Source organism: Iodobacter sp., assembly GCF_025352645.1.
Classification (GTDB): Bacteria; Pseudomonadota; Gammaproteobacteria; order Burkholderiales; family Chitinibacteraceae; genus Iodobacter.
Genome location: NZ_JANXSO010000053.1, coordinates 24615 through 39799 on the forward strand (window position 1 = coordinate 24615; position 15185 = coordinate 39799).

A 15185-nucleotide genomic window follows, 5' to 3' on the forward strand; every position below is an offset into this window, starting at 1 on the left:
GCCCGATGGCCAGAGTCTTAGTCATTGAAGACAATGCGGCGAATATGAAGCTGACTGCCTTATTGCTGCGAAACGCAGACCATACCGTGCTGTGTGCGGTGGATGCTGAGTCGGGATTAATGCTGGCGCGTACTGAACATCCTGATCTTATTTTAATGGATATTCAGCTGCCCGATATGGATGGCCTAGCCGCCACGGCTTTACTTAAAAAAAACCCTAGTACGGCGGCTATTCCGGTGATTGCGCTGACTGCGCTGGCGATGAAATCTGATGAAGAGCGAAGCCAGATTGCCGGTTGTGATGCTTATATTGCCAAGCCTTTACGCCATCAGGAACTATACGAAGTGATGAATACGCTACTCGCCAGAGGGCATACCCTCAGCCAGGCACGTGATCATGACTAATTCTGCGGCTACGATCCTGATCGTCGATGACGAAAGCCAGAATCGTAAACTGCTTGAAGCATTGTTGCAGCCCGAAGGTTATTTAACGCAGTGCGCCGCCAGCGGTGAAGAAGCACTGGCCGCAGTGGCTGAGCATGCGCCAGATTTAATTTTGCTGGATATTATGATGCCCGGCATGGATGGCTTTGAGGTGGCGGTGATTCTAAAGGCCAGCCCTCTGACCTCACGGATTCCGATCATTATGGTGACGGCGCTGAATGATCGCAGTGCTCGCCTTGCAGGGCTGAACGCGGGGGCTGAAGAGTTTCTGACTAAGCCCGTTGATCGCGCTGAATTATGGCTCAGAGTGCGTAATTTGCTGCGCTTAAAGGCGTTTGCTGATTTTCTACAAAATCACAGCCAAGTATTGGAGCAGGAAGTGCTGGCGCGTACGGCTGATTTACAGCGTTTTCGCTCGGCAATGGATGCCACTGCGGATGCTATTTTTTTGATAAGCCGTAATTTAATGTGCTTTGTTGAAGTGAATGCCACCGCCTGCAGCATGTTGGGTTATACCCGCCAAGAGTTGTTTGATGCTGGGCCAGCACGGGTGAGTGAACGATCCATTGCTGATCTTGAAAGTATTTATGATGGCATTATTGCTGGGCAGAATGTGAATGAGCTGGCTGATACCACGATACGGTGTAAAAACGGCAGTTATTTGCAGGTGGAGGTTCATCAGCAGGCTCAGCGATCCGGCTCAGATTGGATTATTGTTGGCGTGGCGCGGGATATCACCGAGCGTAAAGAATCGGCGCAGCGCTTGCATCAGCTGGCTCATTACGATGTGCTGACCGGCTTGCCTAATCGCACTTTATTTTATGAAGCGCTTAAAAACACGCTGATCCAGTCTGACGATAGCAACTGGCTGGTGGCGGTGCTGTTTGTCGATTTGGATCTCTTTAAAAAAGTAAACGACACCATAGGCCACACCGCTGGTGATGAGCTGCTCAGCCAGTTTGGCCATCGTCTGCTCCGCTGCGTACGGATTAGGGATACGGTTGGGCGGCTTGGTGGTGACGAGTTTGCGCTGATTCTGGTGATGGAAGACGGGCGGCCGTACGCCACCTTTGTAGCTGGAAAAATACGTGAAGTATTGCGTGAGCCTTTCGATATTCAGGGCCAACAAGTCACAATCACCGCCAGCATAGGCATCACGGTTTATCCTGATGATGCCACCGCGCATGAAGTTTTAATTAAGTACGCTGATACGGCTATGTATAGGGCCAAGCAGGCGGGGCGGGATACCTACCGTTTTTTTACCGCCCAAATGAATGCTGAGGTGTTGGCACGGCATGATTTGGAAATGGCTTTACATAAGGCCATAGAAAATGAGGAGTTTGTCCTGTATTACCAGCCTAAGGTGCTACTGAAAAGCGGCCGAATTGTTGGGCTGGAAGCCTTGCTGCGCTGGCAGCGGCCGGGTTACGGGCTGGTGTCGCCACAGATGTTTGTTCCGGTGTTAGAAGACACCGGCCTTATTGTGAATGTGGGGAGCTGGGTGGTGGCTACGGCGTGTAAGCAAATTGCCAGCTGGATAAACTCTTCCATTGGCCCCTTGCAAATATCCGTTAATGTAGCTGGCCGTCAGTTTGTGGAAGGGGACTTGGAAGGGGATGTGATTCGTGCGCTGCTTGAGCACGATATCCCGCCTAGTTTACTTGAGCTGGAGCTGACTGAAGGCTCGCTGATGGTCAATACCGAACGCACTATTGCTACTTTGCAGAGCTTAAAACAGCGTGGCGTGCAAATTTCTATTGATGATTTTGGTACGGGTTATTCTAGCTTGGCTTATTTACGCCGTTTTCCGGTGGATAAGCTGAAAATAGATATAGCCTTTATTCGTGAAGTAACCAGTAACCCAGATGACGCCGCCATTGCGCTGGCTATTATCCGCATGGCCCACAGTTTAAAGCTAGAGGTGGTTGCCGAAGGGGTAGAGACAGAGGCTCAGCTGGCATTTTTGCTGCGTTATCAGTGTGATCAAATTCAGGGCTATTATTTTAGCCCGCCGGTGCCTTTGGCCGTTTTGGAGCAGATTCTACTTTCAGAAACCTTGGATTTCGGCCTGCTGGCAAGCCCTAGCAATGATAATTAGTTGGCAAATTCGGCAAGCTCTGCCCTCGTTTATGCAATTTTTTGTTTTATAGCGCCTCAGCCCGATAGGTTGCTAGCGGCTTGGGGATAACACAATCTGATCGCTGCTTGTTACCCCATCCGCCACAGCCTTGCAGCGCTCGATAAACAGCGCCATGCCGGGGGTGATAAATTTTTGCCGGTGCCAGATAAAATGGAATTGTCGTTTAAAATCTAAGCCAGCCACGGGGATTTCTACCAAGCTGCCACGGCGAAACGCTTCTTTAAGCGCCAAGCGAGAGATACAGGCAATGCCCATGCCGGATTCCACCGCACGTTTAATCGCCTCGGTATGCTCAAGCGCTAGGCGAATATCGAGCTGGGATAACACATGCCGCATGCCATGCTCAAAGGTTTGCCGCGTGCCTGATCCGGTTTCGCGAGCGATCCATGGCGTGGCGATTAAATCATCTAAAGTTACTACTGCCTTATGGCTGAGCGGATGGTCGGGCGCGGCAAAAATCACCAGCTCATCTCCTACCCAAGGGGCGGCAATTAAATCAGGGTGCGAGCAATCACCTTCGATCAAGCCAAAATCCAGCTGAAATTGCGCAACCTTGCTCACAATATTGGCGGTGTTATGTACGTCCAGATCAATACGGCAACCAGGATGGTTTTGCATAAATTCGCCGATTAACAGCGTGGCAAGGTAATTGCCTATGGTTAGCGTGGCGCCAATGCGCATGGGGCCGAGGCCAGTTTTACCCTCTAAGAGGGCTTCTACTTCGGAGGCGCGATCGAGTAGCTCAATGGCGCGGGGCAAAATAATATGCCCCAACTCGTTCAACTGTAGCTTTTTGCCTACCCGATCAAACAACTTCAGCTTAAACTGCCGCTCAAATTCGGTCAGCGAGGTGCTGGTTGCCGATTGGCTCATTCCCAAAGCTTCTGCCGCCCGTGAAACGTTTTCACTGCGGGCTACGGCGGTAAATACTTCGAGTTGTCTGAGGGTGTAGTTCATGGTGTTTTTAGTTTGGCAGCGTTAAAAGGTAAGGCAAAAAGTTCTGTAGGCACAGAGAACGCAGAGCAAACGAGGACACCGAGAAAAGCACTCTCAATTTAGGGTGGGCACGCATTTGTGCCCACATTTTGTATGGGCTCGTTTAAAAGTAGTTTTCTTGATGTTCTCGGGGTAATTCTCTGTGTTCTCTGTGTCCTAAGGTTTTTTGTTTGTTTATAATACAGGCCTTTACGGCTTGCATATCTGCTAAATAGAATATCTTTATCAAAGAATAGTATTTACCAGATATTGTACATTGTCCTAAAATACGTCGCTACTAAGGAGGGATTTTATGAAGGTTCTTGTCGCGATCAAACGCGTAGTGGATTACAACATCAGGCCACGCATCAAGGCTGATGGCTCGGATGTGGATATTGCTGGCGTGAAGATGAGCATCAATCCCTTCGACGAAATTGCCGTAGAAGAAGCATTGCGCCTAAAAGAGCGTGGTGTAGTGACCGAGATTGTGGGTGTAACCATTGGTAGCGCAGCCTGCCAAGATGTGTTGCGCCACGCCCTTGCTATGGGCGTAGACCGCGTGATTTTGCTGGAGAGCGATCTTGAGCTGCAGCCGCTGGGTGTAGCGAAATTACTGAAAGCCGTGGTGGATAAAGAGCAGCCAAGCCTAGTGATTTTAGGCAAGCAAGCGATTGATGATGACGCAGGCCAAACCGGCCAAATGCTGGCCGCACTGATGAATGCAGGCCAAGGCGCGTTTGCCTCTAGCATCACGATTGTTGATGGCGAAGCGCTGGTGGTGCGTGAAGTGGATGGCGGTACCGAAACCGTAGCACTGAAGCTGCCCGCGGTGATTACTGCCGATTTACGCTTGAATGAGCCGCGCTTTGTAAAATTACCAAACTTAATGATGGCCAAGAAAAAGCCAATTGAGACCATCGCTGCAACGGACTTGGGTGTTAACGCCAGCCCGCGCTTGAAATTATTAAAAGCTGCCGAGCCAGCAGAACGTAAAGCCGGTATTAAAGTAGCGAGCGTGGCTGAGCTGGTCAGCAAATTGCGTGAAGTGGGAGCCATCTAAATGAGCGTATTAGTTTTAGCTGAACACGACGGCAAGCAAATTAAAAAAGCCACGCGCCAAGCGATTACCGCAGCGGCAGCGTGGAATGCGCCGATTCACCTAGTGGTGCTGGGCCATGGCGTAGCAGCGGTCGCGCAAGACGCTGCCGCTATTGCCGGTGTGAGTGAAGTGATTTTGGTGGATGCAGAATCTTTACTGCATCCGCTGGCCGAAGATGTTGCCGCCTTGCTCCTTACGCTAGCGCCTAAGTATCAAGTGATTTTGGCGGCTAATTCTGCCGCAGCCAAAAATGCCTTACCCCGCGTAGCGGCTTTGCTGGATGTGGCGATGGTTGCTGATGTCATCAGTATTGCGGCTCCTGCTACTTATATTCGACCAACTTACGCGGGTAGTGTATTAACCACCGTAGAAAGCACCGATGCATTGCAAGTCTTGACTGTGCGTGCCACTAGCTTTGAGGCAGCGGGCAATGGTGCGCCGGTCAGCATCGTGAATCACGCAGCGCCAGCAGCACACAGCCAAGCGCGCTTTGTTTCTGCCACGCATACCGTTAGTGATAGGCCTGAGCTGGCTTCAGCCCGCGTGGTGATCACAGGTGGCCGCCCGCTGGAAACCCGCTTTGATGCAATTTTAAATCCCTTGGCTGCTCAGTTAAATGCTGCCATTGGCGCTACCCGCGCTGCGGTGGATGCAGGCTACGCGCCAAACGATTTGCAAGTGGGCCAGACGGGCACCGTGGTTGCGCCTGAGCTGTATATTGCTGCTGGCGTATCCGGTGCTGCCCAGCACTTGGCAGGGATGAAAGACAGCAAGGTGATTGTTGCCATCAACCTAGACCCAGACGCGGCGATTTTCCAAGTGGCAGATTTTGGTTTAGTCGCTGATCTATTTGAAGCCGTACCCGCGCTGACTGCTGCGCTAGCGGCTGGGTAATGATTAACTATTAAAACCCAAACCCTGAACCACGGAGTTAAGGAAAACACGGGGGGGGGGGCGGAGAAAAACAATGTGTTGAAAGGTTTTCTCCGTGATCTTCCGTTTTCTCTGTGTCTTACGTGTTTTAAGATTTGGGTTTTCAGCTATGACTGAACTTATTTAAGATTAAAGAGAAAAATATGAGCGCTTTTGCTACCGAACACGTGTTATCGGTTCGCCACTGGAACGATACGCTGTTCAGCTTTACCACCACGCGTGATGATTCGTTGCGTTTTGAAAATGGCCAGTTTGTGATGATTGGTTTGGAAGTCAACGGCAAGCCGCTGATGCGTGCTTATTCGATTGCCAGCCCAAATTACTCTGAAGAACTCGAGTTTTTCAGTATTAAAGTACCAGACGGCCCGTTGACTTCGCGTCTGCAGCATTTGAAAGAAGGCGATCCGCTCTTGGTTAGCCGTAAGCCAACCGGCACGCTGGTCTTAAGCGATTTAAAACCGGCTAAAAATCTGTACTATCTTTCAACAGGTACGGGTTTGGCACCGTTTATGAGCTTGATTCAAGACCCAGATGCTTACGAGCAGTACGAAAAAATCATTCTGGTGCACGGCGTACGTACCGTAAGCGAGCTGGCTTATGCGGACTTTATTGAAAAAGAGCTGCCGCATAATGAGTTCTTTGGTGAAGCGGTTCGTGAAAAGCTGATTTACTACCCAACGGTCACGCGTGAGCCATTTCGCAACCAAGGCCGTTTAACTGATTTGTTTGAATCGGGTAAGTTAGAGCGTGATATTGGCTTGCCACCGCTGAACCCAGAAACCGACCGCGCGATGCTTTGCGGCAGCCCAGCCATGTTGAAAGACACCTGCGCTTTGCTTGATGCGCGTGGCTTCCAAGTTTCTAAACGTATTGGCCAGCCCGGCGATTACGTGATTGAGCGTGCGTTCGTAGAAAAATAATGATTGCGACCTTGTGCGGGCGATGTAATGCCGCATTTTAAGCAATATGGCCGTTACCCTGATTGAGGGGTACGGCCATTTTTTATGCATAGATTCACCTGATTAGCGGGATAGCTCAGCAAAAATCATTTCAAATTTTAAATACGTGAAAACCGTCATCCCCGAGTGTTTTTATCGGGGATCCAGCTATTTTGAGTACAGAGTGACTGGATTCCCGCCATCCGTGGGATGACGCTTCAATAAGCGGAGCTAAGCCGCTAATCAGGTAGATTCATTACAGGGCTGATGGGCATGCAAAGAGATTTAGCTATTGGTTCAAAAATCATGGTGATTGGCTGTAGTGGCTCGGGTAAAAGCACTTTGGCTAGAAAACTGGCTAAGCAATTAAAAATCATAGACATTGATTTAGATTCCTTATATTGGCAAGCAAACTGGACGCCATCAGAGCCGGATAAGTTTAGAAGCGAGGTTAATCACGCTATAAAATCTAGCCCTAGTTGGGTGATACATGGCGGTTATCATCAGGTTAAAGATTTAACTTGGGGCAATGCCGATACCGTTATTTTTTTGGATTACTCACGCGCCGTAGTCATGTGGCGGGTGATTAAACGCTCTATTGCTAGGGCCATAAATAAAGAAGTGCTTTGGAATGGCAATACAGAAACAATGGTTAAAAATTTTTTGAGTAAAGATTCAATCATTTTATGGGCTTGGAATAGCTATGCAATAAGAAAATCACAATTTAATCAATTTATTGCAGATCCGAAATATAAGCATATAAAACTACTGCAATTTAAACGGTCAGCAGATTTAGAGCGTTTTCTTGCAGATTTTTTGCCGTAAGCCACCCTATTTATGGTGGCTCTGCTGGTTTTAACTCCCAGCCCTTGGTGCCAGCAAAATCACCGCCATGCCGATCAGCATCATGATGCAGCCTGTTATATCCCAACGATCTGGCTTAATGCCATCAACTTGCCATAGCCAAAGCAGCGCAACACTCACATAAACGCCACCATAGGCGGCATAGACTCGGCCGGTCGCTGCGGGGTGTAAGGTGAGTAGCCAAACAAATAGCGCAAGGCTGATTGCGGCGGGTAGTAGTAGAAGCACAGATCCCACTTTGCGTAACCACAAATAGGGAAGATAGCAGCCGACGATTTCGCAGAGCGCAGTGGCGGCAAAGAGGAGTAGTGTTTTGAAGAAGTGTTCCATGATGGAGTCGATTTTTGCTAGGGGCCTATTAAAGCATAAATGGCGCGAATAGCTTGGCTGAAAAATAATGATGCAACAAGCTAGCACAGGCACAAGTGGTGTATCTTGCCTGCGCTGTGAGGATGTGTTGCCATGCGCATGGGCAACATGCCCACCCTAAATTAAAGGCTGCTATGTGGAAGAAAATTCGAATTACTATTTTGTTGCTGATTTTGGCTAAAGCAGCCCAGATGACTTGGCTGGATAAGGGCGCAACAGAATGGAAGCAGGGCTTGTATGTGGCTGTGTACCCAGTGAATGTAAACAACAGCCCTGAGGTGAGCGCTTATCTAAGCAGCTTAAGTAAAGATGATTTTGAGCCGCTGGCGCAGTACTACTCTAAAGAGGCTGAACAATATCGCCTAGGGATACACCGGCCGATTGAGTTGCAGCTAGGGGCGGAGGTAAAAGTGATTCCACCTGCGCCACCTGCGGATGGCAATATCTTTAGCATCATTATTTGGAGCCTAAAGTTTAGATATTTTGCTTGGAATAACAGCCAAAAGGTGAGCGTGCCACCGGATATTCGCCTGTATTTACTCTATTACGATCCGGCCACCCATCCACAGCTCAGCCACTCCACGGCGCTAAATAAAGGCCGTATTGGGCGGATTAATCTATTTGGGGATAAGCGTTACGCTAAGCAAAATCTTGTGATTGTGGGGCATGAGCTGTTACATACCCTAAATGCCACGGATAAATATGATTTGAGTAGCAATATGCCAATCCACCCTGATGGCTTTGCCGAGCCGGATCGATCACCACTCTATCCACAAGCTTTTGCTGAGCTGATGGGCGGGCGCGTTCCTGTTAGTGAGGCTTTGGCCACCATCCCTGATAATTTGAGCCGTACAATTATTGGTGAAAAAACGGCGAGGGAAATTGGCTGGTTAAGGCAGGAGCAGGCTCATTAAGATTGCGCTTTCCATGGGTTTTACTTTACAAAAGCTTTCGTAAAATATTGATTTTGATTAAGGATTTTGCCGTGGGGCAAGCATAAAATAGCTAAATAAATGCGAGTTAATAAATTTATATGGCTTGAAATACTCAATAATTGGCATAATTTTTAACTCATTGAGCGAGCAGTCAGGCAGCTTGTATTGCGCAAGGATAGCCTTGGCAAGCACAAGTTTTAGCCTAGATAAGAGGTGCCCCATGTTTTCTGAAAAATTTGAACTGATTGTTTCTTTGGTGGTAGTGCTTGTTTGGCTGGTGATTACTGGGCATTTATTCTCACCTTTGCTACAGCATTTACTTGGGCAGGGAAGTCATTATTTTTAGCGGGATGGGCGGCTTGTGCTTGGCTAAAAAATATTCGGCAGCAGCTCTATAAGCGCAGTGATGCTTTATCAAGGATAATCCCTGCGCTTAAATAAATGAATGTGAAACGACCATGCTGATTGAACATCCCGCCTTGCACGGCCTTGCTACTTACTTTGCCCGCTATCAATCGATGTTGAAAGCCGTTGCAGAGCAGGGCGAGCGCTTCCATGCCAGTGCCCAACAAAGCTATGCGGCCAAGGTGTTTGAAAAGCTGGCTGAGTTAGAGCTTGATCTAAGCAATTTGGCCATCGCTAGCCACTTTATCCGAGCGCTAAGCCCCGCCGATCGCCCTGAGATTTACCGCTACCATGAAGAAAATTTTATGCTGCGCTTGGCCGCTATCGTAGAAAAAGCACAGCGGCTAGTGGGCATGGCGCTGTTACTTAAAGCTGAAAAATGTGAAGGCGCTGCCGGTACGGTATTTGTGATCAGGGCGGTGAAAGATAACTACCCAGAGATCGCCCTTAGCCTAGAAAGATTGGCTGCATTGGCGGCCAAGCAGCAGAAGCTGCGTCATCAATCGCCTTATTTAAATCTATCGCTGGCTATTGCTGCCGAGTGGGAGTCAGATTATTTTAGCCAGCAGGCCAACTTACTGGATGAGCTAACGGATAAGGCCACTCAAGCGCTGAATGCATTACTCTTGGCGATGAGCGCGGTGTTTGCTTTACTGTGATTTTTAAAGAAAAAAAGCAGCAAGCCTTGGGGTTTAACACCCTTAGCTTGCTGCTTTTTTATTAAGACCCGTTAGAAGCGAGGTTTTTAAGTTTTATACTTTTGATAACTTGATACTCGTGGCTTCAGCCGTCAGGTAACCTACCGCGCAAGCAAATTTGTTTTTGTAATTGCTGTTAACAATTGGGTTAACGGCTGCAATTGCCGCTTTATCCATTGAGCTAATCCATTCGCCTGGGTGTTGGAAGTTGCTCATGATGTAAGTCCAGCCATTCACATCATCTGCAACCACCAGACCTGTGGCCTCTGCACCTGCAGGCATAGACATCAGGCGTGAGAGCACTTTAGTGTCAACATTGTAAGCCCACACAAAGTTATTCACGTGTTGGCCACTGTCTTCACCAATAAACAGTGTGCGCAGTTTTTCAGAAAACTTCAGATTGTCTGGGTTGGCAATCTTGTCTGGATTAGCAGTGTTGCCTAAGGCATCGGCTTTAATGTCTTCACCCAAGATCAGTGCCTTGGTTTTTACGGGCACCCATTCGCTGTTAATGGCTGCGCCAGCAGTGTCTTTTTGGCCGCCAGTTAAGGTGTGTGCCATCACGCCACCGGCTTTCAATGCTTGATCTAAGCTTACATTGTAGGCTTCGTTCCAAGCAGAATTGCCCTTAATCATTGAGCCCTGAATGTTTTGCAGCGCAGAGTAGGCGATCTTGTCTTTGGCGTTAACTGTCGTGCCTTCCATTTTAGTGAAAGCCATACTTGCGCCAACATAGCTTGCGTAGCGGTGTGTTTCTAAGAAGGCCGCTGCTTTTTCCATGCCTGGCTTAATCTTGATCCACTGCACGCTGCCGCCGGCATTGATCTTAGTAAAGCTCGCATCCGCTGGGTCTTTAGTCGCCACGGTCATGATGTCGATTGGCTTTAGTGTATCTGCCATCTTTTCGATTTCAGCGCTGGTGGCCGAGCCGAGCTTAATCCAAGTCAGTGCTGCGCCTTCTGCTTTGGTATCGAGCGAGAAGCCTGCGCCTACTTTAGCCACGTAAAGCGAGCCAGCAGACAAATCTTTTTCTTTATCGGCCACAAAAATAAATAGGCCACTATTGGTGGCATCGTCACCCATTAAAGCGGTGCGGTTATCTGGCATGACTTGAATCAGCTCGTGCGAGATACGGCCCATGCAGTAATGTTTTTTGATTGAGCCCGTGCCATCGGGGTTTACTGTGACTTCTGGCAGGTGGCCGTAGTGGTAAGGATTGGCTTTGGTTTCATCGCCGAATACATTTTTGCTGAAGGCTTTAAATTGCGCATCTGTGGCGGCAGTAAAAGCATCTGGCTCGTACTCTTCGCTAGAAAGGTGTGTGTTCCAAGGGGACATGCTGGCACCACAGGTGATCCATAGCATATGTGCCGCCGAGGTATCTACATTGTGGTATTTAACCAGTGTCAGCTTACCTGTGGCTTGATCTTGATCTAATGTCAGCACGGCGATAGGGGAAGGCAGCTGGCCATACATGCTCTTGCCTGCCTGATTATTTGAGGTGTATTCAAACTGAACAACCGCAAACACTGCCTTGCCTTTGATACCGGCAACCGTTGCTTTATCTAGGTTGATCAAGGAAGTGCCGTCGGCACAATCAGAGAAAAACTGTCTTTCAAGCCCTGGCAGGGATGTATCTAGAATTGGTTTGTTGTTGATATCAACATAACCACCGGAAAGGTTGTAACCACCTTTACCATCAGGAACGTAATCACCGGTGATAAAGAAAGGGTTGTAAGCTAATTTAAAGCTTTGTGTGCTGCCATCGCTGAGCTTTACATTTAGTGTGGAGCCCACACTGGTCGTGCCCATTGCAAACGGATCTGCAATGCCAGGCGCTGCCATGCTGCTAAAGCTGGCGGAATCAAAGCTAACCGTGGCCGGAGCGGTTACTGCAGGTGTATCACTATCCCCACCACAGGCGGTTAGCAACATGGATGCAGCAGATACAGAGCCCAATGGCAGTAGTGGAATGCTGGAAAGTAGTTTTAAGGCTTGACGGCGGGAAGCTTGCATATCATCTAACAATTTATAACTCCTTAGAATTTTCGCTCATATAAATAGCCTTGCCAAATGCCTGATTGAGCATGAGCTGGTAGCTGTTGCGCGTAAGTTAACGCGTTTACATGACAAGTTCATGACATATATCTAAGGCTTTTTTTATGATTTTTTGTGCTTTAAAGTTTGAAATGTTGTGATTTTTTGTAAGCTACAAGGGAGGTATATTGAGTAACTATTTAATTAAATTTATTTAGTTGAAAGTTTTGTGAAATATTTTTGAGCGAAAAATACACGCACCCATGTTCTGCAATTTTGCTACTAAGCTTGAGAATACAAATGGCTGGCATCGCTTGAATCCGCTGATTAACTCGCTCACTGATCCTAAAATAGGCAGCAGGCCTGCTGCTCGTGTTTTTTAAAGTAGCTCTAAAAGATAAGCAAAAAAAACCGCTATTTCCAATCTTTTGGAAAATAGCGGGCTGTTTTATGCTTACAAAAAAGAATTAACCGCAGGCTCCAACATAGCCGCAAGATACACAGCGGCTGCAGCCATCGACCTTTTGTAAGGCATAAGCGCCGCATTCCGGGCATTTTTTGCCCGTGGCGATATAGCTGATTGGGCTGCTGTCGGCGCTGTTGGCCAAATCATCGATGGCGTAATCCTGATGCTTTTGCTTAAAGCGCTCGGCCAGTATCTGGGTTGGTACTTGGTTACCTGCAGCATCTACAAAGCCGCGTTTCATCAGGGTGCGCTGTAATGAGTAACCAATGGCCGCTACTTCAGAATCATGAAATAGTGGTGCTTGGCTGCCGTCATCTTTAGTAATCATGCCGCAGCGTACTGGGCCTTTATCCCAGACCACTTCACGCAAATCGGCTAAAGCCTTGGCGATGGAGCCACCGGAGCGCGCCGCCATGGATAACAACCGCATGCTGGCGGTAATCCACTGCTGATCTTCGCTCTTTTGTCCTGCAGGCATAAAAAACTCAAATGGGCGTTCGATGGTGACCAATTCGCCACCCACCATGCCGGTGATATGGATAAAACTAACGGTAAGGTAAACAATTTTTTTGCCTTCATAAGTCATGTACTGCACTTTAGAAGTCACTGATTCTAGATCGCCAAGTGGGCGGCGATCAAATTGCTTACGCAGTAAATCATCATCAGGCGCCATGGCTTCAACAGGAGCTTCGCTGGCGATCGATAGCACGCTGCCCAGCACACTGTTCGGGCGATACGTGGCTAGGCCTTTTAGCCCTGCACGCCATGCGTCCATATAGAGATTTTGGAAGTCTGCGTAAGGGTAGTCAGCCGGCACGTTGACTGTTTTGGAGATGGCCGAATCCACAAAGGGCTGTACTATTTGTAGCATCTTCATATGATCGCTGGCCGACATATTCAGCGCGGTGACAAAGGGGGCGGGCAGTTTGCTATCGCTCGATACATCGTGGCCCATCTGGCGGTACAAGCGCCAAGCGTGATCGGCTACTTCATAAGTTTGTGTCGTGCCATCGTTCATGCGTTTTTTACGGTTGTAAACCCATGAAAAAGCAGGCTCGATGCCATTGGAGGCGTTATCGGCAAAGGCCAGCGTAATGGTGCCGGTAGGCGCAATCGATAAGAGGTGGGAGTTACGCAAACCATGCTTGGCAATCGCCGCACGAATCGCCTTAGGTAGGCGTTTAGCAAAGTTTCCCGCAAGATATTGCGTGCTATCAAATAGGGTAAATGCGCCTTTTTCTTTGGCTAAATCTACCGAGGCCAAATACGCTGCATCGCGCATCACTTCTGAGATTTGCTGTGCCAGCGCGCGGCCCGCATCCGAATCGTAGCGCAGGCCCATCATCACTAGCATGCTGCCAAGGCCTAGATAGCCCAGACCAATGCGCCGCTTAGACATCGCCTCGGCTTTTTGCTGCGGCAATGGCCATGCGGTGGCTTCCAGCACATTATCCAGCATGCGAATCGCCACGCTAACAACCGCTTGGAATGCTTCAAAATCAAAGCTTACATCGCTAGCAAAAGGTGATTTTACAAAGCGGGTGAGATTGATCGAGCCTAGGCAGCAGCAGCCGTAATCGGGTAAAGGCTGTTCGGCGCAAGGATTGGTGGCTTCGATGGTTTCGCAGTAATACAGGTTGTTATCGCTATTCATGCGCGATAAAAATAAGATGCCCGGCTCGGCGTGATCGTAAGTGGATTTCATCACCTCATCCCACAGCGCGCGGGCACGGATGGTTTCGTGTACCCAAATACCGTCTTCACGCTGATAAGCGCCAGCGGCTTTACGCTCTTCGCTTGGCTCGGCTTTGTGGACTAAGCAAAAATCGCTATCGTTGCTGACCGCCTGCATAAACTCATCGGTCACGCCGATCGAGATATTAAAATTGCTTAAGCCGCCTTGGTCTTTAGAGCGGATAAATTCCAGAATATCCGGATGATCGCCACGCAATACGCCCATTTGCGCACCACGCCGCGCACCGGCGGATTCCACCGTAGAGCACGAGGCATTAAACACCTGCATAAACGAAACGGGGCCGGATGCGCGCGAGCGTGTGCCACGTACTAGCGAATCTTTAGGCCGAATGGTGGAAAAATCGTAGCCTACCCCACCGCCTCGGCGCATGGTTTCTGCTGCATCTGATAGCGCGGTGTAAATGCTGGGCTTGCCATCGCTATGGCCAGACACCGAATCACCCACTGGCTGCACAAAGCAATTAATTAGCGTGGCGCGTAAATCCATCCCCGCCGCAGAGTTAATCCGCCCAGCCGGAACAAAGCCATTTTGCTGCGCCCACAAAAATTTCTCTCCGTAGTAAGCCTGTAGATCAGGCTGCTCTACTAAGGCCAAAGCAGTGGCTACACGCTCTTGTACATCGCTAATGCTGGCTTCTGTGCCTTTGGCATACTTTTCTAGAAGTACATCGAGAGAAATTTCTTGCGGGGCCATGATGGTATTTCCTAAATGATTAATAGTGTTCGGTGTGATGCGGTACTGCGTTATGGTTCTTGGGGGCGGGGCAATATAGCAGGTTTTTTACTGCTTTCTGTTGCTCAAAAACAATATCTGATCAGCGTAACAAGATGAGGGTTTTTCAATTGTGTTTTTGCTAGATAGGGTGGTGGATCTGTGATTTTTTACCAAGCAGCGTTGATTAGTTGCCCGTTCTGCGCATATTACGATGTTTAGCTGAGCTTGATTAGAGGCTATGTTGTTGTGTGTAATTAATGACACTAATTTAATTGTTTATTTTAATGGGTATTGGTTAGTTGTTTTTTTATTTAAATATTTTTTAATGGTTGAGTAATTTTTTTAAAAATTAATATAATTTATATTTTTAAAGAAGTATAAATTATATTCCATGATTATGTATTTTTCTTAAG

At 48.4% G+C, this 15185-nt stretch carries 13 protein-coding genes; 9 read left to right on the top strand and 4 right to left on the bottom strand.

Annotated features, from left to right (window positions below; all coding sequences use genetic code 11):
* Positions 1-5 precede the first annotated feature (5 nt).
* Both Q0R17_RS07110 and Q0R17_RS07115 read left to right on the top strand, forming a co-directional pair.
* A complete protein-coding gene (locus Q0R17_RS07110; RefSeq protein ID WP_293933384.1) occupies positions 6-404 on the top strand; it encodes a response regulator in 399 nt (132 codons plus the stop codon).
* Positions 397-2541, top strand: a complete 2145-nt coding sequence (locus tag Q0R17_RS07115; RefSeq protein ID WP_293933385.1) for an EAL domain-containing protein — start codon at positions 397-399, stop codon at positions 2539-2541. Before Q0R17_RS07110 ends, Q0R17_RS07115 begins: the two co-directional genes overlap by 8 nt.
* A 72-nt stretch (positions 2542-2613) precedes the next feature.
* On the opposite strand, the gene Q0R17_RS07120 is transcribed toward Q0R17_RS07115, so the two are convergent.
* Positions 2614-3540: a LysR family transcriptional regulator gene (locus Q0R17_RS07120; protein WP_293933387.1), complete on the bottom strand. Its 927-nt coding sequence runs from the start codon at positions 3538-3540 to the stop codon at positions 2614-2616.
* A 331-nt stretch (positions 3541-3871) separates the two neighbouring features.
* On the opposite strand from Q0R17_RS07120, the gene Q0R17_RS07125 reads away from it, so the two are divergent.
* The 4 genes from Q0R17_RS07125 (at position 3872) to Q0R17_RS07140 (ending at position 7353) form a co-directional block, all read left to right on the top strand.
* Positions 3872-4618, top strand: a complete 747-nt coding sequence (locus Q0R17_RS07125) for an electron transfer flavoprotein subunit beta/FixA family protein (protein ID WP_293933388.1) — start codon at positions 3872-3874, stop codon at positions 4616-4618.
* Complete coding sequence (locus Q0R17_RS07130) at positions 4619-5551, top strand: electron transfer flavoprotein subunit alpha/FixB family protein (RefSeq protein WP_293933389.1); 933 nt, start codon at positions 4619-4621, stop codon at positions 5549-5551.
* A gap of 182 nt (positions 5552-5733) precedes the next feature.
* Positions 5734-6510, top strand: coding sequence for a ferredoxin--NADP reductase (locus Q0R17_RS07135; RefSeq protein ID WP_293933390.1), 777 nt, complete (start codon positions 5734-5736; stop codon positions 6508-6510).
* A gap of 291 nt (positions 6511-6801) precedes the next feature.
* A complete protein-coding gene (locus tag Q0R17_RS07140; protein ID WP_293933391.1) occupies positions 6802-7353 on the top strand; it encodes a hypothetical protein in 552 nt (183 codons plus the stop codon).
* 30 nt (positions 7354-7383) lie between these two features.
* Here the strand turns inward: Q0R17_RS07140 and Q0R17_RS07145 are convergent, their stop codons facing one another.
* Positions 7384-7722 (bottom strand): YnfA family protein, encoded by a 339-nt coding sequence (locus tag Q0R17_RS07145; protein ID WP_293933393.1) that lies wholly within the window; start codon positions 7720-7722, stop codon positions 7384-7386.
* A gap of 173 nt (positions 7723-7895) precedes the next feature.
* Between Q0R17_RS07145 and Q0R17_RS07150 the strand changes: the two genes are divergently transcribed.
* The 3 genes from Q0R17_RS07150 (at position 7896) to Q0R17_RS07160 (ending at position 9760) form a co-directional block, all read left to right on the top strand.
* A complete protein-coding gene (locus Q0R17_RS07150; protein WP_293933395.1) occupies positions 7896-8675 on the top strand; it encodes a hypothetical protein in 780 nt (259 codons plus the stop codon).
* A 241-nt stretch (positions 8676-8916) separates the two neighbouring features.
* Positions 8917-9042, top strand: a complete 126-nt coding sequence (locus tag Q0R17_RS07155) for a hypothetical protein (RefSeq protein ID WP_293933398.1) — start codon at positions 8917-8919, stop codon at positions 9040-9042.
* A gap of 112 nt (positions 9043-9154) precedes the next feature.
* Positions 9155-9760, top strand: coding sequence for a hypothetical protein (locus Q0R17_RS07160; RefSeq protein ID WP_293933401.1), 606 nt, complete (start codon positions 9155-9157; stop codon positions 9758-9760).
* Positions 9761-9853: 93 nt separating this feature from the next.
* Here Q0R17_RS07160 and Q0R17_RS07165 read toward each other — a convergent pair whose 3' ends face one another.
* On the bottom strand, positions 9854-11827 hold the full coding sequence (locus Q0R17_RS07165) for a PhoX family phosphatase (protein WP_293933403.1): 1974 nt from the start codon (positions 11825-11827) through the stop codon (positions 9854-9856).
* A 476-nt stretch (positions 11828-12303) separates the two neighbouring features.
* Positions 12304-14751 (bottom strand): adenosylcobalamin-dependent ribonucleoside-diphosphate reductase, encoded by a 2448-nt coding sequence (locus tag Q0R17_RS07170; protein WP_293933405.1) that lies wholly within the window; start codon positions 14749-14751, stop codon positions 12304-12306.
* Positions 14752-15185: the final 434 nt, after the last annotated feature.